This is a genomic window from Anabaena sp. CCY 0017 (assembly GCF_963920885.1).
Taxonomy (GTDB): Bacteria; Cyanobacteriota; Cyanobacteriia; order Cyanobacteriales; family Nostocaceae; genus Nodularia.
Window position 1 is genome coordinate 86684 of sequence record NZ_CAWUDG010000011.1, and the last position, 21852, is coordinate 108535.

Below are 21852 nucleotides of genomic sequence, written 5' to 3' on the forward strand. Positions count from 1 at the left end.
TCTTGTACCAGGCGACTAGAAGTCGCGGCTACACAGGCGAAACCCGCCTACGCGGGTTGAACTTAAACTTTCATGACTCTGTGTCCTCTGTGTCTCTGTGGTTCGTTTATAAAGAGAACTGTAAAATGACCCTTACTTTTAATCCAGATAAATACAAGGAGTTATTAACAGCTTATCTTCCCAAGCTTATCAAAACTGAAGCAGAAAATGAGCAAGCTTTAGCGATAGTTGAAGATTTAATGCACCGGGAACGCACTCCTGAAGAAAATGAAGTTTATCAGCTGTTAATTACTTTAGTTGAAAAGTTTGAACAAGAATATTATCAGCCAAGCTAGCAGAATAATCCTAGAGATATTACGCTTTAATTTATGAAAAAACTTAAGTATTTTAGTGAAGTGTCAAGCTTAAAATGATGCAAAAAATTGTAGGTTGGGTTGACGTAAGGAAACCCAAAATCATTGTTATCGTTGGGTTGCGCTGCGCTTAACCCAACCTACCTCTACTAAACATACATTGGTTTTATCGTGCCTACTTACTTATCATCTAAATTTTTATATGGGCAATGACCAGACTTGTACTGCAAGTTTTGCCATAACATTTGCTCGATTATGAATTTCTTTTTCATTCCAATTTTCAAGTTTTGCCAACGTCCGGTTCAAACGCAGAAGACTATCTGCAAAACCATCTTTCATATCTCGCTTCTCTAAGAATGATTTATCACTTAGTTTAGTGTTATGTCCAGTTAAAGTTAAATTACCACTCTCATTTAATCTCATAACAAGGCTTTCCGTGTCTATTTGTGTTACATAAATCGCAACCATTCCAAGTTTGAGTTGTTTCCCCAGCCATACTGAGATTAGTTTCATCTATCTGGGGGTTGATTATGCAAGTCTCGACAAAATCGCCACAAAAATCTGCTGTGTTGGTGAGTGCTTTATTGGGTGGGGTGATATTTAGTAGTTGTGCTTCTTCTGTGCAGCCATCTTTGGATTCGGCTTTGTCTTCGAGCGATCGCCTTGAGAATTCCGCAGCAGCACCACCTACAATGAGTGAATCTATATCCCAACAGGCGGAAGCTGCACCAGTACCCCGCGCCCGTCCTCAACTGATTAAAAAGGCTGCAATGACTGTAATTGTTAACTCTGTTAGTCAGAGTATCGATGCTGTCTCCCAAATTATTAATCAACAACAAGGAGATTTAATCAGTTTAAACGAACGTCAGCCGACACGGGAAACTTCTCGCCATACTGCATCGATGACGCTGCGAGTTCCGCAAAATCTTTTAGAACCTACTATCAAAGAATTAGCTAAATTAGGCACTGTGAGTAATCGTAATATTACCACCGAAGATGTAGGCGATCGCTTGGTGGATTTCCAAGCCAGATTAAATAACCTGCAACGAACTGAAGCCAATTTGCAAAAAATTATGGATCGGGCGGGTTCCATTAGAGATGTGCTAAGTGTTGCTCAAGAATTGAATAACGTTCGACAATCCATAGAACAAATTGATGCTCAATTAAAAAGCTTAAAAAATCAAGTTGCATACTCCACCATTACCCTGAACCTAGAAGCAGCGATATCTAGCAGCAGTCCCCAGATTACCTTAGCGTCCCAAATTCAGGAAACCTGGAATAACTCCACTGACTCATTAGGTAAATTGAGTGTCGGCTTGTTGAAATTGGGTATTTGGTTAATGGTTTACACTCCGGTGTGGTTCATTTTAGCTGCGGGTATCTATGGCGTTATTCGTTGGCGACGAACCCAGAGGTCAATTTTGGCAGATATCCCAGAATCAAATCATTCCGATTAACGAATTTCCTGAAATCACATAATGAGTTTACAGTTTGTACTAATTAACACGAAACAATGAGGCTGATGAATGTCAAGATCAAAAGGAGGAAGCCAAGAGTATTGAAATTAATATGCCAGAACTACGCGAATCCATCGCTCAACACTACCACGAACGGACTAAATACGATCCTGAGACTCTTGCCTCCAAATCTCAGGGGTTAGACTGGGCTAAACAGCCAGTACCGTTTAAAGAGTACAAAATTGGGACAACTTTCGACCTCAAACCCTATATCCAAGACACATTAGAGACATTTGCTAATAACCCAGATGCTCAATGGTGGCAAAGACTTTCCCGGTTATTGTTTCGCAGTTACGGACTAACGGCAAGAATGCCTTCAATGGGGAGTGCGGTATATTTACGCGCTGCCCCCAGTGCAGGGGGGTTATATCCGGCGGAAGTGTATCTAGTTTCCCGTGGTACGCCCTTATTACCACCGGGATTATATAATTACCAATGTCGGACTCATTCCCTGATGCATTACTGGGAAAGCGATGTTTGGCAGGCTTTACAAGAAGCTTGTTTTTGGCATCCAGCCATTGAAAATACTCAATTGGCAATTGTCATAACTGGGGTTTTTTATCGTTCAGCCTGGCGATACGAAGATAGAGCCTATCGTCGCATATTTTTAGATACAGGGCATCTGCTGGGCAATATAGAACTAGCTGCGGCGATGAATGACTATCGCCCCCACTTGATTGGTGGTTTTGTCGATGAAGCCGTTAATGATTTACTATATATAGATTCGCAACAAGAAGGTGCGATCGCTGTCCTACCTCTGGCAGACTTATTAGATGTGCAACAAAATTTGCCATTAGGATGTACAGCTTTACCATCTGCGAGCGAAACTAATTATCCACCCATTCCCGATGGTGAACTGCTGAAATATTTTCATCGTCGCACCCAAATTCAACCAAGTGTAACTGGTAAGGTGAATTTACCAAAGGTGAAGCCAGAGAAAATCTTAGAAGATAAATACAATTTTCCTTTCTGTCTCAAAATTCCCACAGCTACCACACCGATTTCCTGGGGAGCAAAACTAGCAGATTTGGAAACCACCATGTATAAGCGACGTTCTACCCGCGCCTACAGTGGTGAGAATTTAAGCTTTGATGAACTCAAAAGTTTACTCGATTTCACCTATCAACCACAAAATTACATCGACCAAGGTTTAGATAGTTCTCCAGATTACTTTGACCTGAATTTAATTGAAACATTTATTGCCGTCAGTGGGGTAAAAGGTCTGGAGTCAGGCTGTTATTATTACGCACCCAAAGCCCAAGAATTAAGACAAATTCGCTTTAAAAACTTCCGGCGTGAGTTACACTTTCTTTGCTTGGGGCAAGATTTAGGGAGAGATGCAGCCGCCGTGTTATTTCATACAGCTGATCTTAAAACTGCGATCGCACAATATGGCGATCGCGTTTACCGTTATTTACATACAGATGCGGGACATTTAGGACAAAGGTTAAACTTAGCCGCAACTAATCTGGGTGTAGGTGTCAGTGGTATCGGTGGCTTTTTCGACGACCAAGTAAACGAGATTTTAGGCATTCCCGCAGACGAAGCCGTGATATATGTGACAACACTAGGAAAACCAAGGTAATCAGTTATCAGTTATCAGTTATCAGTTAACAGTTAACTGATTTAAAATTTTAGTTTGTAGAAGGGACTTCCAAGGAATAAAATCCCTACTTTCTTATTTGTAGGGTGGGTTAGGACGGTAGTCCGTAACCCACCATTATTGAAGTTTATGGTGGGTTACGCTGCGCTTTAGCGGAGCCATGCCCCTTGGGCTATACCCACCCTACTGTTAACTAATTTTAAGACGTTAATTTGCAGAAGGAACACAAAGGCAATTTTCTAACTGCGACATCAGAGTTTCACGATCTAAATCTTGACCAATAAACACTAACTGAGTTTTCGGTGTACCTTTCCATTGATCATCATCCAAAGTAAAACGTTTACCGCAAAGGTGGAAAATATGACGGTTGGGACTTTCTTCAAACCAGAGAATTCCTTTAGCCCGGAAAATATTTGCGGGTAATTGATTATCTAAGAAATATTGAAATTTCCTAATCCCCAAAGGTTGGTCACTTTGGAAAGAGATGGAAGTAAAACCATCATTTTCTAAATGGTGGGAATGATCATGGTGATGGTGTTCATGATCATGCTCATCGTGGTCACATTTTGAGTGATCATGATCGTGGTGTTCATGGTCGTGGTCATGCTGATCTGGTTCATCAAAATACTTTTCAGATGCAAACAAACCCACGCTGAGAATTAAAGGTAGTGGAACTTGCGATCGCTCCGTGCGGATAATTCTAGCACCTTCTTTGACTTCATTGATTTTGCGTTCCAAATCATTCAACGCCGCCTCATCAACCAAATCTGCCTTATTCAGGATAATGATATCACCATAGGCGATTTGACTATATGCCGCTTCAGAGTTAAATAAATCCAGACTGTAATTAGCTGCATCTACTACCGTGATAATTGAATCGAGACGGGTTAAATCTCTTAGTTCTGTACCGAGGAAGGTTAAAGCAACTGGTAACGGGTCAGCTAAACCAGTGGTTTCTACTACCAAATAATCAAGATTATCTTGGCGTTCTAAAACTTGGTAAACGGCATCTACTAAATCATTATTAATAGTGCAGCAAATACAACCGTTGCTGAGAGCTACCATATTTTCTTCTGTGGAGACAATTAGCTCATTGTCAATGCCAATTTCTCCAAATTCATTCACTAATACCGCAGTTTTGATACCTTGTTGATTAGTAAGAATATGATTCAATAAAGTTGTCTTACCACTACCTAGAAAACCAGTAATGATGGTGACTGGCATTCCTTGCTTGGGTGCATCCATTGCTGTAAATTCGGAACTAACTACTGATTGCATAGCGCTGTGCTTTTATATCAAAAAGTGAAATAATTCGTAATTCGTAATTACGAGACCGTTAGGGGTTCATTTTCGGGAAGGGATGGTTTATTTCTGCCGTGCCGTACTAGCATAGGGATGATGGGCTGTGATTGCAGCTGTTTTACCCTATTATTACGTATCTCTAGATTTGATAATTATTCTGTTATGACCCTAACTCTTTACAATACTCTCACCCGTCGTCAAGAAGCATTTGCCACAGTGGAACCAGGCAAGGTTAAGATGTACTACTGCGGTGTGACGGTGTATGATTACTGCCATTTGGGTCATGCCAGAGCTTGTATAGTGTGGGATATAGTGCGTCGATACCTCCAGTTTATCGGTTATGAGGTGCGCTATATCCAAAATTTTACCGATATTGATGACAAAATTCTCAAGCGATCGCGCGAAGAACGTTCATCGATGGAAGCTGTGGCGGAACGTTATATCAACGCCTATTTTGAGGATATGGGACGGTTGGGAATTAAGGAAGCTGATGAATATCCCCGTGCGACTCACACCATGAATGGGATTCAGCGCTTAATTCATGAGTTGGAAAATAAAGGTTTTGCTTACCCTGCCAACGGTGACGTTTACTATGCAGTCCGGCAGTTTAATGAATATGGTAAGCTTTCTGGGCGCAAATTAGAAGATATGCAGGCCGGGGCTAGCGATCGCGTACAGGTAGAAGATCCAGAATATCAGAAAAAGAAAGACCCCTTTGATTTTGCCCTGTGGAAAGCCGCCAAACCAGGAGAACCCGCTTGGGAATCATCTTGGGGGCCAGGTCGTCCGGGATGGCATATAGAATGCTCGGCAATGGTGCGCGATCGCTTGGGTGAGACAATAGACATTCACGCTGGTGGTGCTGACTTAATTTTTCCCCACCATGAAAACGAAATCGCCCAATCAGAAGCCGTTACAGGTAAACCCCTAGCAACTTACTGGCTACATAACGGCATGGTGAAAGTTGATGGTGAAAAAATGTCCAAATCCTTGGGCAACTTTACCACTATTCGCGACTTGCTGAATCGAGATGTTGAGCCAATGGCTGTAAGGTTATTTGTCCTCATGGCACAATACAGGAAACCTATAGATTTTACCGACGAAGCGATCGCAGCTGCAACGAACGGCTGGCACACCCTCAAAGAAGGTTTACTATTTGGCTATGAATATGGCGAAAAACTGGGATGGGAACCGGGGACGGGGGAAAATTTAACTTCGGAAATTCACATTCAGCGTTTCCAAGAAGCTGTAAATGATGACTTTAATTTTCCCGGTGGTTTAGCGGTGTTATTTGAATTAGCGAAGGAACTGCGCCGCCAAGGCAATATCATTGTGCATCAAGGAAAAACCGAAACTTCTCCAGAGGAGTTACAAAAACAGTGGCAAACCTTGGTTACATTAGCAGAAGTCTTTGGTTTAGTCGCACAGCCAGAAGCAGAAGCTGAAACAGTTGCAGGTTTAAGTGATGCCGAAATTGAGAACCTGATTGAACAACGACAAGCAGCCCGAAAATCCAAGAATTTTGCCGAAAGCGATCGCATTCGTGATCAACTACAAGCACAAGGTATAACATTAATTGATAGCCGTGATGGTACTCGCTGGCATCGCTAGAAGAGGCAGGGGGGCAGGGTGCAGGGGAGAGAAGACAGTAACTTTCTAATGACTAATGACTAATAACAAATGACCAATGACTAATGACCAGCGTAAATCTATTTCCTTAGCTGACCTCTTGCTAATTGTCGCCGTTTTCTTTCTCGTAGTCTTACTGTGGCAATTACGGAGTTTAATCTTAACTTTAATGATAGCTGTAGTCATAGCAGCTGCGATCGCGCCCTTAGTTAACGCCGCCGAAAAATTGCGTCTTCCCCGTTGGCTAGGCGTAATTGTCGTGTATGTTAGCCTAATTTTTGGATTAATTGGCGCAGGTTTAATCATTGGACCATCTGTTTCAGAGCAAATCCAGCGATTAGCGAGTAAATTGCCAATTTATTTAGATAATTTAGTGATTGCGGCCGAAAATTTCGCCTTGCGATTGGGAATCACTCAAATCGAGTCAGTAGAAGAATTTTTTGATCTTCAATCAGTAACTAATTGGTTATTTCGTTCTAGTCAGCAGCTAGTCGTGCGTTCCTTCGGCTTTACTCGTGGCTTTATTGGCGGCGTAGTCAATCTGATTTTAGCTTTGGTAATGTCCGCCTATATGGTGGCTGGAAGTAAAAGCTTAATTAAAGGTCTGGTGAGTCTGTTTCCCCAACCCTGGGATGAACGTCTAGCCGACCAAGTTATACCAATTTCTCGCCGCATGGGGGGATATATTCAAGGGCGAGTTTTAGTTTCCGCCATTTTAGGGGTTGTGATTACCTTGGGTTTAAGGATTTTGGGACTATCAGAATTTGCCTTAGCTTTGGGTGTAATTGCTGGGTTTACCAACTTAATTCCCTTTGTCGGTCCAGTATTAGGGGCAATTCCGGCATTAATTGTGGCAATTCCCCAAAGTGGCTTGACTTTTCTCTGGGTATTGCTGTTATTTGTGATCATTCAAAATTTAGAAACCTATGTACTTGACCCCTTACTGGTAGGTTCTTCAGTGCGAGTCCGTCCTTTATATCAACTTTTAGCCGTATTGGGAGGAACACAAGTTTTAGGCATTATTGGCGCTGTCATTGTCCCGCCTTGGGTCGCTGGTGTCGGTGTACTGGTGGAAAATCTGTATTTACAGCCGAAGTTGTTGAATGAAGAACAATCCGCTATTTATCTTAGTTCAGATAAGATAGCCGATAGTGTGTCAAAGTAATTCGTAGTTAGAATTAGTGGGGGCGCTTGTACCCATTTAATTACGAATTACGAATTACGAATCACGAATTACGAATTACGAATTACGTTCGCGTAGCGTTTCCGATAGCGCAGCGTGGCTTTAGCCATAGGAAATATTACGAATTACGAATTACGAATTACAAATTAGTCAAAGTGTGACTGGTGAATCTACATAAATTGTCGGTTCTTGCATTGTAAACTCAATACCAAAAGTAACTAGTTTTTTAGAAATTTTTTCATTTGCTAACTCCAATAAACGTTTACGTAATTGTAGAGAGTTATCGCTAGAACCTAATATAAAAAACGTTACTCTTGTGCGAGTTGTCTGCTTTACCAAATTATGATTTAAAAAAGTAATACTAGTGCTTCCTGGATCTATGCCAAACAAGGAGTTCGTACTTTCAGCTACCACCTGCTCAACTAAAGCTTTTTCTTGATGCTCTAGGACGGTGACAAAATCGAGGTAAAGTAACACCATTACTTTCTTACCTCGCGTAATATTTTCAATTTCTAAATTTGCTAATATTGAATTAGGAATAATGAACAACGTGCTTTTAGCCGCAGTCCGAATTTTACTGGAACGAATCCCAATTGATTCAACTCTGCCAAATAATCCTTCCGGGATTTGGGGAGATTTCTGTAAACGAATATATTCTCCAGGAATAAAGGGTCTATCTAAATACAATACAATGGTTCCTAACAACTGCTCTAGTGTCTTTTGAGCAGCAAAGGCGATGGCTAGTCCACCAATACCAAAACCAGTTAATAAACCAATTAAATTAAATTGTTGACTCTGGGCAAAAGCAATAATAGCAATGAATCCAATCATTACATTTGCTAGAGTTTCAAATACTAAAAGCAATTCGTCTACTTCTCGTCCCAATTTACCCACTAATTCAATGCCGTAGGCTCGAATAAATTGCCTAAATAACTGAGAGCATAGCCAAGCTAAACTAATAATAACAGCTAAGTCTAAAATGGGTGTAAGAAATCTATATATAGATTGATATTCGCTAATCCATGCTAAGGATAAAGAAATTAGAATTAAAGTACCAGCGATTCTAAATAAGTTTCTAATAGGTTCAATTAAATTGTTATAAATGCTAGCTACCTGCTGCGGTGCAAAACGTCTAATGACAATTCGCAAAAATGTAGGAGTGTATCTTCCAGCGAGTACAGATAGCAGGACGAACAATAAAAATAAGCCAAATCTAGATAGGAATAATATTGTGCTATCGCGCTGGAGAAAATCCAGGATAATTTGTGAAATCTTGGTCATTGTTTCTAGATGGTAATCGGTGAGTCAACATAAATTGTGGGTTCTTCTATCTCAAAGGCGATACCATATTCTTTCAAATATTGAGTCATGCTTTGAGTTGCTAAATCTAAAAGTTGACGACGTAATTCCATTGAAACATCTCCAGAACCCAAAATAAAGAAAGAAACTTGCGCTTGACTTTTGTCTGGGTCTGTGTTGTTGTTGATATTTTTGAAACTTACGTCTGTATTACGTGAATCAAGTCCAAAAATACCATTTGTACTTTCTAAAATAACTTGCCGAATTAACGCTTTTTCTTCACTGCTGATAGCTCGATAAAAGGTCAAATAAAGTATAGACATAACTTTTTTCGCCCCAGTAAAGTTTTCAATATTTACTTGCGTCAAAGAACTATTGGGAACGATGACTATGGTTCCTTTACCAGAGGTACGAATGCGAGTGGATCTCAAACCGATAGATTCGACTCTACCAAAAGTACCGTCAGGTAGTCCGATGTAATCATCAATGACGAAGGGACGGTCAAGATAGATGACAATTCCACCTAAAACTTGTTCTAGAGTCTTTTGAGCCGCAAAGGCTACTGCTAAACCACCAATTCCTAAACTGGCTAGTAATCCTAAGATATTAATTTGATGACTTTGGGCATAGACTAGAATAGCGACAAAAATAATCAGGATATTCGCTAGCCATTTAAAGAGGATGAGGAATTCACTGCTAATTTTTTGCCCCGTCTGAAAAGCAGCATTTAATAAGTAGAAATCGAAGAAGTTTTTAAATAATTTAGAAGCTAATAGACTTGTGGCGATCGCTAAAGTTAAACTAATGATAATTTCTAGTGTTTTAGACCAGCTATTTTTCGGTAATTCAAATGAAATAAACTCAAGGAGAAAAATTATAGATACAGAAATTATTAAACTTTCATTAGGTTTAATTAGTTTTTGGTAAATAGCTTGATCTTGGAAAAGTTTTAATTGTTTCAAGAGTAATTTTAACCATACAAAACTTAGACGAAAAATTACGAAGATAGCAATTCCCACGATTAGCCCCAGTAAGGCAATTGTGATTTCTTTAATCGTAATAATTTCTGGTAAATAATCTAACATTTATCCTGGGAATAATGCAATTTTCTCTTTGGCTCAATTCAGCACACAAATTAGTGCTGACCACCTCTTACAGACGCGTGCTAGTCAACGATTCAAATTTATTTCGCACTCAATATTACAATAATTGCTCACTCATTTGAGTGCTGAGAAAATGCTATCCACAAGTAAATGCTAGATAGATAGGCTACTGAAATAATGCAGATATTTAATATACAATCAAAGTCTTTCATGTTACTGAACTCAAGGTAAAGGTGTGTGAGAAGCTGGAGAATTTTAGCGGATAAACCTTGCAGTCAACATCCAAATAATAGGATGCTGAAAAATGTGTTTAAGTACAAATGCTTAAACTAAGCCAAATTCATTAGTTCATTTAATAGATGAAACTACAAATTTAGGGCAGATTAGACAAGGCTAATCCCCAGGATTTATTTATCCAAAATCAATGTACAAACGAATACATTTTTCGGACTTACCTCAAACAAATTGAGGTAGGTGGCTAAATAGCTGTGATGAGTTAAACTTGGCTAATCTTTGACTAGCTTTTCACCAAAGCTTTATTTCTGCTGTTAGCCCCACACTGCTGTACAGACCAGCAGCAATAACCAGCTAGCTAGCATAAGAGCCTATTATTATGTACGGTATCCTGATCTTTGCTATTCATTATAAATCGAAACTAGACTAAAGCCCAAAAAATAATTAAAAAATTTAGTCTTTAAACCAGTTGTGCAGAATATGTGATTCATGTATTTGCCATCGAAATTTGCAAAAATCTCTGTTGATCAGGCGATCGCTCGGCAAAACTAGTAATATATACTCACTGCATTTCCATAAAACTTTTAGAACAGGCAAGACTTGTACTGAGCTTGTCGAAGTATGCCTGTTCCACAAGAGAAACATAATGCAATATTTTAAGCTGGCCACGCCACTACAAATAATTTATATTTCTTCATAGACATGGAATTTTTCTCACCTCAGCCATCCGCAATTTTAATCAGAAAATATTCTTTGTTGAAAAAACCAAACATGATATCTTAGTTACTCTGCAATTCTTTAACCATTGATATAGCACTAGGAGGAATTTCTGTGACTAGGCGAAATGGAAAAGTGGGAGTTGAAACCAACTGGGCATAATCTGAGGTCAGAAACACAGCATATTGATCAGCTTCAGGAGTTAGCTGTGCAGCCATTGCTAAAGTGATCGATTTAACGAATTGACGAACATCTACGGCTTGTTCATCAACAATTTCACCACCAGAAAAAGGCGTATTCGGCTTTCCTACTTGATCTAAAGTGGTACTGGGGTCTTTGACGCTCAAATGAGTCCCCCCAATCACGCCAGCTAACCATTTAGGTGCAGGAATTTGATGAAATCCCACTATTTGTTCGGTCAAGGCTGGGGTGCTTTTATCGGCGGAACTTGCTAAAACTAAAGTGGGTACTTGCACCTGAGTTAAACCTGTTTCACCAAACATTAAAGAACTTGTGGGACTCAGAGCGATCGCTTGTTTAATTCTGTCGTCTCGTAGTGTATAGTTATTTTCTGGCAATTCCTGAGCTACACATTGGATAGTTTCCCCCAAACTCAAAATAGCCAAGTTACTTTGGCAGCGTTGTTTGAGGCGTTCCAATTGTAACTCACCACCAGCAATTGTTAAGGCTGTACCACCACCAAAAGAATAACCAAGCACCATCGCATTATTAGTTGCTAGTTTCCCTTGCAATGGGTGATTAGCTGTTTGATTCAGCTTTTCTAATTCATCCAGGACAAAACTAATATCTCTGGGACGTTCTAAAAACTCTTGGGGCTGTAAAAGCCGGGTTTTACCTTTGATTGCTAAGTTAGAATTGGTGGCGTTACTACCGGGATGTTCTAAAGCGGCGACGACATAACCGTGAGATGCTAAATGGTTGGCGAGGTAGCGCAATTCATAGTTCACTGATCCGAAACCGTGGCTGAAGATAATTACGGGTTTTTCGGGAGTTATGGCATTAGATGAGTAAATATCAATGGGAATATTGCGATCGCGCTTTTGGTCATTCCAATTCAACTTCAATACTTCTATTTGAGCCGTTCCAGTTTGGCTGGGGTCAAATGGTAGGGAAATCTGCGGTGTTCTCGAATCGAGTTGGGGTGCGATCGCTAGCATAAACTGTTGCGTGCGCCAAAAAGACGTATTTAAACGTCCCGCCACCTGAAAAGCCTTTAAGAGATTAATTTCTAGGCGTTGACTGGGATAAGCAGCAATAAAATTGAGTATAGAAAGACCCTGGGGTTTCGTAGCACCTAAGACAAATGCGGCTCTGAGTGCTTGTACTCCCGCCTGGTCTTTTCTGACTAAAGCCTCAGAAAGATTACCCAGAATCGTTGTGCCAATTTGAGTATTGAGTAAACTACTCACTGTCACCACATCAAGTGGTACTCTGGCTCTGAGCGCTCCCACTAAGAAATTGCGTTGTGCTTCAGATATTCTCCCAGTGTAAATTTCTAAACCCCTGGGCAATTCCCCAGTATCCGCAGCCTTTTGTAACTCCGCTAAGGAGATAGATTCTGCAAACAGACCAAAACGCACGACAACAGTATCAGCAGCGCGTACAGAGGTATTAGTACCACAAAATTGTGTTACAGCGATCGCGCCCAGAAAACTTGCAACTGTCTTCAGGTTTTTCCAGTTTATTCCCATGAAATATTCACCAATCAACGCTTACGGGAATATAACGGAAATTTGTGTACTTGACTACCCCAGTGATGACAAATTAAAAGAGCATAGTTTTGCTATGCCCCTGTTTTAAAGAGCATAGCGTTGCTATGCCCCTATTTTAATTTTTGGCGAGATTAAACTTTAGCAGAAGCCTTAGTAACCATATTGAGTTCGCCCTTGGTATACTTAGCAGCAAAATCTTCCAAAGAAATTTGCTTAATCTTGCTAGCATTACCAGCAGTGCCAAACTGTTCATAGCGGTCAGCACAAACCTTCTGCATATACTTAATCGAAGGCTTCAGGAAGTGGCGGGGGTCAAATTCCTTGGGATTTGATGCCAAAGCTTCACGAACTGCGGCGGTGATAGCTAGACGGTTATCGGTGTCAATGTTCACCTTACGCACACCACACTTGATGCCTTTTTGAATTTCTTCTACAGGTACACCGTAGGTTTCAGGAATTGCACCACCATACTGGTTAATTAGTGCTAGTAAATCTTCTGGTACAGAAGAGGAACCGTGCATTACCAAGTGGGTGTTAGGCAAACGGCGGTGAATTTCTTCTATGCGGCTAATTGCCAAGATTTCGCCTGTAGGCTTGCGAGTAAACTTGTAAGCACCGTGGCTTGTACCGATAGCCACAGCCAAAGCATCTACTTGGGTTTGTTCTACAAAGTCTGCTGCTTCGTCTGGGTCAGTTAGCAATTGAGAGTGGTCAAGTGTACCTTCAAAACCGTGACCATCTTCAGCTTCACCAGCACCAGTTTCTAGGGAACCCAAGCAACCAAGTTCACCTTCAACGCTGACACCCAAGGAATGAGCAACTTTAACTACTTCACGAGTCACATTGGCATTGTACTCAAAGCTGGCGGGAGTTTTGGCATCAGCTTCCAAAGAACCATCCATCATGACGCTGGTAAAGCCATTCTTAATTGCTGAGTAGCAAGTAGAAGGAGCATTACCATGATCTTGGTGCATGACAATGGGAATATGTGGATAGGTTTCTACTGCTGCCAAAATTAGGTGACGCAGAAAGTTTTCTCCAGCATAAGCACGAGCGCCACGAGAAGCTTGTAAAATTACAGGGCTATCTGTATCTGCTGCTGCCTTGAGAATTGCCTGAATCTGCTCTAAATTGTTAACGTTAAAAGCAGGAATGCCGTAACCGTTTTCAGCCGCGTGATCCAAAAGCAGCCGCATTGGTACGAGCGCCATATTATAGTCCTCCTAATTTGTTTTTCAGCTAATCGACGTGAGAAAAGCGTTATTATTACGCTAATCTTAATACTTTTTTCAACTTATAGGAAATTATAACTAGTGTAGGGTGTTTATGTTGAATAACTTTACGCTCTCTTTCATAAAGATGCCCTATACTTGCCATCTACTACTGTACAGTAAGTTACACTATCATTAAAGGCTTTAGTTACATCAGTTTTCATGTATTTGAACCATATCTGTCGTAGGGGCGCAAGGCCTTGCGCCCCTACAGTTAACTTGCAGAAATCAAGCATCTCCTAGTATCCTTTGAGGCTACTGTGATTTTATACTCAACTTCATCTGCGACAGAATGATTAAGCGTGTGGCTGATCATATTCTGGCGATCGCTCACAATGAAAAAATTACATTAACCTTTAAAGTGGGTCGCCCGAGACTCGAACTCGGAACAAATCGGTTAAAAGCCGAGTACTCTACCATTGAGTTAGCGACCCTTTTTTGTTTTGCAACTTTGCCATCATAGCATGAGCATCTGACATTTGCAACCAATTTTATAAAAGATTTGCTGTTAACTGTACAGATGCCGTGCAGCTAGCCTTTGGAGCTAAGACCGTCAGGTTTGCGCCAGTATTGAGGGCATTACGAGGGGCTGTCCAAGGTTCGAGGCAGTAAAAGTCTTTGCCTTTGACCGTCCAAAACACCAGATGAGAATAGATATTATCGTAATCTAAAGTCAGTTTAAGCGAACGGCTAGGATCGATGACTGTGGCAGATTGGCTAGTCAAATCCTTAAAAGCAACATCAATTTCATCGCGGTTGAAATCAAAGTTACCGTCAAACGAGTGAATTTCCTTAGTATTTTGGTCTTGATACTGCCCAGAGGGGATTTGAAACTCTAGCCGATTTTTATCACCACCAGTCAGAAAGTAAGGATGGAACCCAGCCGAAAACGGCATGGGTGTGGATGACAAATTTTTATATTCCTGCCGAATTGCGAGAGTATTGCCTTGCAATTCATAAGTAAAAATTACTTGAAAGTCAAAAGGATAAACTGCCTTGGTTTGCTCGTTGCTATTGAGTACGAGAGTTAGGCTAGCTTTATCTTCAGTTTTTTGCTCAATCACTTCCCAAGCTAACTCACGCCCAAAGCCATGCTGTTTGAGAGTGTATTGTTGCCCGTTATGAGTGTAAGTATTATCTGGTAAATTGCCACAAATCGGAAACAGAATCGGATTTCCGCCTCTGACGCTCAAATCAGGATGAGTAAAGCGTTCAGTATCCAGATAGAAAATTTCCTTTCCCTGGATGCGCCAACGGGTAATAATACCGCCTCTTTCTGGGACTACTTCTATTTGAGAGCCGGCACTTTCATCACTGAGGATGTAAGTTTTGTATTGTTGCTCTTGAAGGGTAATAGTAAACACAAGTTTTAGTCCTTATTAAGGGTGAATTTAGAATATATCCCCATGAATAAAATATCCGTCTTCGTTGAAACTGTGTAGGGACAATTCCTAAATTATCCCTACTGGCGTGGCAAGCTTAAAATGGTGCAAAAATTGTAGGTTGGGTTGACGTAAGGAAACCCAACATCATTATTGGCGGCGTTGGGTTGCGCTGCGCTTAACCCAACCTACGTTTAATGCACTATTTTAGGCTTGCCACGCCACTACATTCATTCTTTGACCACTCCTGTCCGGGCGGGTTTACTAAGGATTTAGACAAACCACAGATTTACTGCTTAAACCCGCCCCTACCCACTCAGCACTTTCTACACGTCTTCGGCGAATACGAAGCGATATAATTCGCTGGGGTCTGGTTCCGGGCTGCTTTCAGCAAACTTCACAGCTTCTTCGATGACCGCTTGAATTTTCCGGTCAATCGCTTTTAATTCCGCATCGTCTGCTAAATTTTGCTCAACCAGATAAGCCGCCAGTTTCTTAATAGGGTCACGGGAAAACCAGAATTCTTTCTCGGCTTTGCTTCGCATTTCATCTGGGTCTGCGAGGGAGTGTCCCCGGAAACGGTAGGTAAGGGCTTCGATTAATGTCGGACCTTCACCAGCACGGGCGCGAGCGACAGCTTCTTGAGCGACGGCGCGCACTGCTAGCACGTCCATACCATCTACTTCCACGCCGACCATGTTAAATACACTGGCTTTTTTGTAAATCTCTGGTTGGGAAGTTGCTCTTTCATGAGACATCCCAATTGCCCATTTATTATTTTCGACGACAAAAAGAATCGGCAGTTTCCAGAGAGCTGCCATATTTAAAGTCTCGAAAAACTGACCGTTATTAGCCGCACCATCCCCAAAAAAGCAAGCTGTTACTTGGTCGGCTTTTTGGTCTCCCAAAACTTCCCGGCGGTATTTGCTTTGAAAAGCGGCTCCAGCTGCTACGGGAATGCCTTCAGCCACAAAGGCATAACCACCTAGTAAACCATGTTCGGCAGAAAACATATGCATAGAACCACCACGTCCTTTGCTGCATCCTGTGGCTTTACCAAATAACTCAGCCATGACTTCTCTGGCTGGTACGCCGGCACTCAAAGCATGAACGTGGTCGCGGTAGGTGCTGGAAACAAAATCTTCACCCGGTCGCATGGCTTGGATGACACCTGTGGAAACGGCTTCTTGACCATTGTATAGGTGGACAAAACCAAACATTTTGCCCCTGTAGTACATTTCAGCGCATTTGTCTTCAAATGAGCGACCTAGTACCATGTCTTCATACAGCCGCAAGCCTTCTGCTTTCGTGATGTTAGTCGTGGCAGTATCAAATGTAGGTAACGTGCGTTCTTGAACCATTATTTTTTAGTATTCCTATAGTAAAACTGAAATTTACCATGTTAAATAAGTTGCGCTCAGACAATATCTGCTTTTCATTAGCTAGGATGTTCTGAAGTCAACTACCAAAATTTATGCACCAAAAAGGTTTATCAGCAATAGAGGCAAAACAATGAGTGAATTTTTGATGGTTCTACCCACGCTCTGCGAGGATCTTACCCTAACGGCAACAGATACACCCGTGAGTTTTCTCACTCTCTACTCCTGTTCATAGGCTATCAATCAGGATAGCTTGGTTTCTGCCTATCCATGAACAATTTGGCAAAAATGAATCAGGCAATTTTTTTTCTGTAGCTCGATACTTTTAAATTGCAGTCATTTATGCTATAATCACGAATCTTTAATTAAGAATATCCTGTTAAAGATATTTCTTGAACTGCGTAGCCGGAAAAATCCGTGAACGATCAGTAACTATAAGTGCTTACAAGTAAAAATACTCAGAATTCCAACAAAGTATTGGCGCTTTCTAGGCAATGCGAAATATTACCACTAAAATATAATTCAAATTTTAGGAAGTAACAAAAACAATTGTCTCAATATATACTTATAGTATAAGTCGGTCACGGTATTATTAACCGTACAATTGTGGCACGGTTTTACATGGCTGGAATGCTCTAGGTGAATTATGTTGATCACGGTGCAGGGGAAGTAGACTGTGCGAATTCCGCTAGATTACTACCGAATTTTGGGATTACCGTTAGCGGCAAGTGATGAACAGTTGCGGCAGTCGTACAGCGATCGCATTGTGCAGTTGCCGCGACGAGAGTATTCTCAAGCAGCAATTTCTTCTCGCAAACAACTCATTGAAGAAGCTTACGTGGTTTTATCCGATCCAAAAGAACGTAGCAGTTATGACCAGCTTTATCTTGCCCATGCCTATGGCCCTGACGGCAATGGTAACGCTACTGTTGCTGTGGGAACCCACACAGAAAGCAACAAGACTGATCCTGACATCCAAAGTCTGAGTATCGACATTTCCCAACAGGAATTGGTTGGTGCTTTGTTAATTCTGCAAGAATTGGGAGAATATGAACTGGTATTAAAGCTAGGTCATAATTATCTTACGACTCAAAGCGGGATAGCGTCTGCCAGATTGGCTAATAATTTGGCTAGTGAGGAATTTCTCGAAAATTCTGACTACCCAGATATTGTTCTGACGGTGGCTTTGGCTTGTCTAGAACTAGGTCGAGAGCATTGGCAGCAAGGGTTCTATGAAAATGCGGCCATTTCTCTAGAAACTGGTCAAGAACTGCTAGCGCGTGAAGGGCTATTTGCCAGCGTACAGGCCGAAATGCAGGCTGACTTGTATAAATTGCGCCCATATCGAATTTTGGAATTGCTGGCCTTACCTGTAGAAAAGGTGAAAGAAAGACGGCAAGGACTAGCATTTTTGCATGATATCTTGAGCGATCGCGGTGGCATCGATGGTACTGGCAATGATCAATCTGGTCTGAATATAGATGATTTTTTGCGGTTTATTCAACAATTACGCAACTATTTAACAGTTGCCGAACAGCATAAACTTTTTGAAGCGGAAAGCAAGCGTCCCTCTGCTGTGGCCACATACTTGGCGGTTTATGCCCTATTAGCCAGGGGATTCACTCAACGTCAACCTGCATTAATTCGTCAGTCCAAACAAATGCTGATGCGTTTGGGAAAACGTCAAGATGTGCATTTAGAACAATCACTGTGTGCGTTGCTACTAGGTCAAACCGAAGAAGCCACTCGTGTTTTAGAACTAAGTCAAGAATACGAAGCCCTAGCTTTAATTCGCGAAAAATCCCTAGACTCTCCCGACTTGTTACCAGGGCTATGCTTGTATGCAGAACAGTGGTTACAAGATGAAGTATTCCTGCACTTTCGAGATTTAGCTAAACAGCCAGCCTCGCTGAAAGATTATTTTGCTAACCAACAGGTACAAGCTTATTTAGAAGCCTTACCTACTGATGCCGAAACCACTCAAGAATGGGCTGTAATTAACCGTCATTCTTTTTCCCAGCCCCCACACCACAATTATCATTCCACTGGTGTTTCTCCACAATTTGCCCAAGGTAGAAAACCTGTTCCCGATTTAGCCGCAACGCCAAATCACAGAAGACATGAAAATGTCCACGAATCGCCAAGTATTGGGAATACACCACCACATCGAACTTCACCAACAGATGTAGCACCATTTTCTCATCCTGAACACACAAGCAGAGCGACTCAGAATCATCTCAATGGTGCAACTCATTCCACTCCTCCTCGTCAAGTCAAAAAACGCCGGAGGCGAAAGCCGCGTCAAACTAGCAATGGGGGTTATCCCCAACAGCAACAAGCTTTTGCGGCTACCTTAGAAGGGAGAACTCGACTGGTTTGGACTGTATTTGCTTCTTTGGCAGGGATCTTAGTCTTTTGGCTGTTAGTTTCAACAACATTTGGATGGGTAAAAAATTGGTTCTCCCCTGCGCCAGTTTTACAAGGTGAACAGTTATCAATCCAACTTAATGAACCACCCATAGAAATTCCAGACGAAAGCAGTAGTTCGCCACTCCTAGAAAATTCTTTGACGGATGCGACAGCACAAGAAATTATTGAAACTTGGCTATCTACTAAAGCCGCAGCTTTAGGGACAAAATATAATGTGGATGGCTTACAAGAAATTTTAACAGGTCAAACTCTTTCCCAATGGCGGCAACTGGCTCAACAAGAGAGGTTACAGAATCGCCATCGGACTTATGACCACACTGTGAAGGTGGAATACGTTGATCAAAAATTGGATCAAGGTGTAATTGTGGCTACAGTCAGGGAAGTAACGCAGTTCTATGACAAGGGTCAGATTAGAAATTTTACTGATGAAACCTTACGGGTACGATATTCTTTAATTCGACAAGGCGGTGTTTGGCGTATTCAAAGTATGTCAGTGATTAATTAGCTGAAACCGTTATAGCTGAGACGGTTGGAGAGACGCGATTTATCGCCGTCTCTACAGAAAATATATCCGTCAATTATTTTGTGACAAAATACTAGGTTTCTCCTCAGCATTTGGTGTCCGGGCGGGTTTACTCAGGATTTCGACGAACCACATTTGTTGTAGGGGCGCAAGGCCTTGCGCCCCTAACCACTCAACACTTTCCTTTGTGGATTGGGGTTTCTAGCTGCTTTGCAATTAAAATATTATGAAAGCATGACATTTAGTCCATGCCATCAAACCGAATTAGCTGTATTGTCAGGAAACCATGACAATATGATCCCCAAAAAGCTGATGAATTCGTACAACAGGCAAAAGAGTGGCTGTAACCCCCTTGATCCCTAGCAAGGTTTACTGGTTAATATTTACTTAACAAAAGAACTTCTCCGATCCCAAAGAAATGCTGATCATGGCATAACCGAGGAATCGAAAGGTCGTGACTCTCAATTTAAGAACAAACTAAAAATTCTAAAACTGGGCAAAACCAGAAGTCAGGAATCAGAAATTCATCTGGGGTAGATGACATTTTATTTTTATAGAAGATTCTGTAACCCAGGGAAATCATTTACCTTACAAACTACTGGAGTCCAAAAGTATGGCAAAAGAACGCCCACCACTAGAAGAGATGACATTAAGGCAACTACGCAAAGTTGCCAGTGAATATAGCATCTCTCGCTATAGCCGAATGCGTAAGTCTCAATTGCTGGCATCGATTCAAGAAGTCCAGCGCAGCAAAATATCGCTTAGTCCAACTCGTTCACTGGAGGCACAGGAAACCGTGGAAGCAGCAAAATTTGAATTAGGTCAAGAAGACCGGACTGGTGGTTCTTTGGCTGATGTTGATGAAGGACTGGCAGACTTACCACAAGGTTATGGTGAAAGTCGGATTGTACTTTTACCCCGCGATCCTCAATGGGCTTATACCTATTGGGATATTCCTAACGAACACAAAGCAGAACTACGGCAGCAAGGCGGACAGCAACTAGCCCTGCGGATCTATGATGTTACCGACATCGACATTGATCACCAAAGTCCTCATAGTATTCAAGAATATCCGGCTGATGAACTGGCCAGAGAATGGTATATTCCTATTCCAGTGAGCGATCGCGATTATGTCATAGATATCGGCTACCGTACAGCTGATGGTCGTTGGTTAGTATTGGCACGTTCGGCGAGAGTACACATTCCTCCTGTTTATCCATCTGACTGGATTGAGGATGCCTTTGTGACTGTCAATTTTGAGGAAGATTTACGTGGCCAAACTGTTTACGAATTAGTTCCCCCTGCGAAGAAAGCAGCAGCAGCAGCTTCAGCAGGAGTAGCAGTACATGGTAACAGTAACCCCATATACGAAGAAATCTTTGGCTTGGCTGAATCTGCTGAATCACAACGAGTTGCTGGTTCTATCTTCGGTTCCATGCACCAAGTACCAGGTTCAGCACGTCCCGAAGAAGCGATTAGTTCCTACGTTTTCCCCTCTGGTGTTGGGATGTGGGCGGTTCCTACTGCTTCTGGTTTAACCATGTCTGGTGTGGGGATGTCTGGTGCTGGCTTCTCGGCTGGCGTACCCATGAGTCCCCGCAAATTCTGGTTAGTTGCTGACGCTGAGTTGATTGTCTATGGTGCAACTGAACCTGATGCAACTGTTACCATTGGTGGTCGTCAAATTAAACTGAATCCAGATGGGACATTCCGCTTCCAGATGTCTTTCCAAGATGGTTTAATTGACTATCCAATTGTGGGTGTGGCGGCTGATGGTGAACAAACACGATCAATTCAAATGAAGTTTAACCGTGAGACTCCTTCTCGAAATACTAATACGAAGGATGAAGCTGTTTTAGAATGGTTTGCTTAAGTTGCTGATGGTGAATTGAGAATATTAAAAACTTTCCCGCTATATTCATTTTATGGCGGGATTTTTATTTATCTGTGTGAATCACCCCACCCCCAGCCCCTCCCCGCAAGCGAGGCTACCGTGTACACACAAGTCTTATCAAGTTGCCTAACAGCGTTTCGATCCCCCCTAACCCCCCTTGAGAAGGGGGGAAAATTTCTTAAAGTCCCCCTTTTTCTACGCCGAAGGCGCATCCCCGAAGGGGTTTAGGGGGATTTAGGGGGATCAGATCACTTGTGTGTACACGGTAGGCAAGCGAGGAGGGGAGAATATGAAGCAAAA

15 protein-coding genes and 1 tRNA gene are annotated in these 21852 nt (G+C 41.8%); 7 read left to right on the forward strand and 9 right to left on the reverse strand.

Annotated elements, in window-relative coordinates:
- Nucleotides 1-125 precede the first annotated feature (125 nt).
- On the forward strand, nt 126-335 hold the full coding sequence (locus ACM0OW_RS14880; protein WP_414550873.1) for a hypothetical protein: 210 nt from the start codon (nt 126-128) through the stop codon (nt 333-335).
- Between the two features lie 216 nt (nt 336-551).
- On the opposite strand, the gene ACM0OW_RS14885 is transcribed toward ACM0OW_RS14880, so the two are convergent.
- Nucleotides 552-866, reverse strand: coding sequence for an HNH endonuclease family protein (locus ACM0OW_RS14885; protein WP_414550874.1), 315 nt, complete (start codon nt 864-866; stop codon nt 552-554).
- 17 nt (nt 867-883) lie between these two features.
- Here ACM0OW_RS14885 and ACM0OW_RS14890 point away from each other — a divergent pair, with 17 nt between their 5' ends.
- The gene (locus tag ACM0OW_RS14890; protein ID WP_414550875.1) at nt 884-1810 is read left to right on the forward strand and encodes a DUF4349 domain-containing protein; all 927 of its coding nucleotides are present in this window, start codon (nt 884-886) and stop codon (nt 1808-1810) included.
- A gap of 112 nt (nt 1811-1922) precedes the next feature.
- Complete coding sequence (locus ACM0OW_RS14895; protein ID WP_414550876.1) at nt 1923-3455, forward strand: SagB/ThcOx family dehydrogenase; 1533 nt, start codon at nt 1923-1925, stop codon at nt 3453-3455.
- A gap of 225 nt (nt 3456-3680) precedes the next feature.
- Here ACM0OW_RS14895 and ACM0OW_RS14900 read toward each other — a convergent pair whose 3' ends face one another.
- Nucleotides 3681-4751 (reverse strand): CobW family GTP-binding protein, encoded by a 1071-nt coding sequence (locus ACM0OW_RS14900; RefSeq protein WP_414550877.1) that lies wholly within the window; start codon nt 4749-4751, stop codon nt 3681-3683.
- Between the two features lie 186 nt (nt 4752-4937).
- Here ACM0OW_RS14900 and cysS point away from each other — a divergent pair, with 186 nt between their 5' ends.
- Nucleotides 4938-6386, forward strand: a complete 1449-nt coding sequence (cysS, locus tag ACM0OW_RS14905; RefSeq protein WP_414550878.1) for a cysteine--tRNA ligase — start codon at nt 4938-4940, stop codon at nt 6384-6386.
- 76 nt (nt 6387-6462) lie between these two features.
- Nucleotides 6463-7569 carry an AI-2E family transporter gene (locus ACM0OW_RS14910; RefSeq protein ID WP_414550879.1) on the forward strand — a complete coding sequence of 369 codons (1107 nt, stop codon included), beginning with the start codon at nt 6463-6465 and terminating at the stop codon, nt 7567-7569.
- Nucleotides 7570-7737: 168 nt separating this feature from the next.
- On the opposite strand, the gene ACM0OW_RS14915 is transcribed toward ACM0OW_RS14910, so the two are convergent.
- The 7 genes from ACM0OW_RS14915 to pdhA all read right to left on the reverse strand — a co-directional run bounded on the left by ACM0OW_RS14915 (nt 7738) and on the right by pdhA (nt 16687).
- Entirely contained in the window at nt 7738-8868 is a 1131-nt protein-coding gene (locus ACM0OW_RS14915) for a mechanosensitive ion channel family protein (RefSeq protein WP_414550880.1), read from the reverse strand.
- A gap of 5 nt (nt 8869-8873) precedes the next feature.
- Nucleotides 8874-9971, reverse strand: coding sequence for a mechanosensitive ion channel family protein (locus ACM0OW_RS14920; RefSeq protein WP_414550881.1), 1098 nt, complete (start codon nt 9969-9971; stop codon nt 8874-8876).
- A 1031-nt stretch (nt 9972-11002) separates the two neighbouring features.
- Nucleotides 11003-12652, reverse strand: a complete 1650-nt coding sequence (locus ACM0OW_RS14925) for an alpha/beta hydrolase (RefSeq protein ID WP_414550882.1) — start codon at nt 12650-12652, stop codon at nt 11003-11005.
- Between the two features lie 152 nt (nt 12653-12804).
- Nucleotides 12805-13884 (reverse strand): class II fructose-bisphosphate aldolase, encoded by a 1080-nt coding sequence (fba, locus tag ACM0OW_RS14930; RefSeq protein WP_414550883.1) that lies wholly within the window; start codon nt 13882-13884, stop codon nt 12805-12807.
- 422 nt (nt 13885-14306) lie between these two features.
- A tRNA-Lys gene (locus tag ACM0OW_RS14935) sits at nt 14307-14378 on the reverse strand.
- Nucleotides 14379-14435: 57 nt separating this feature from the next.
- The gene (locus tag ACM0OW_RS14940; protein ID WP_414550884.1) at nt 14436-15308 is read right to left on the reverse strand and encodes an aldose epimerase; all 873 of its coding nucleotides are present in this window, start codon (nt 15306-15308) and stop codon (nt 14436-14438) included.
- A 344-nt stretch (nt 15309-15652) separates the two neighbouring features.
- A complete protein-coding gene (pdhA, locus tag ACM0OW_RS14945) occupies nt 15653-16687 on the reverse strand; it encodes a pyruvate dehydrogenase (acetyl-transferring) E1 component subunit alpha (RefSeq protein ID WP_414550885.1) in 1035 nt (344 codons plus the stop codon).
- Between the two features lie 694 nt (nt 16688-17381).
- On the opposite strand from pdhA, the gene ACM0OW_RS14950 reads away from it, so the two are divergent.
- On the forward strand, nt 17382-19640 hold the full coding sequence (locus ACM0OW_RS14950) for an IMS domain-containing protein (protein WP_414550886.1): 2259 nt from the start codon (nt 17382-17384) through the stop codon (nt 19638-19640).
- 631 nt (nt 19641-20271) lie between these two features.
- Nucleotides 20272-21531 carry a DUF4912 domain-containing protein gene (locus tag ACM0OW_RS14955; RefSeq protein WP_414550887.1) on the forward strand — a complete coding sequence of 420 codons (1260 nt, stop codon included), beginning with the start codon at nt 20272-20274 and terminating at the stop codon, nt 21529-21531.
- Nucleotides 21532-21852 lie beyond the last annotated feature (321 nt).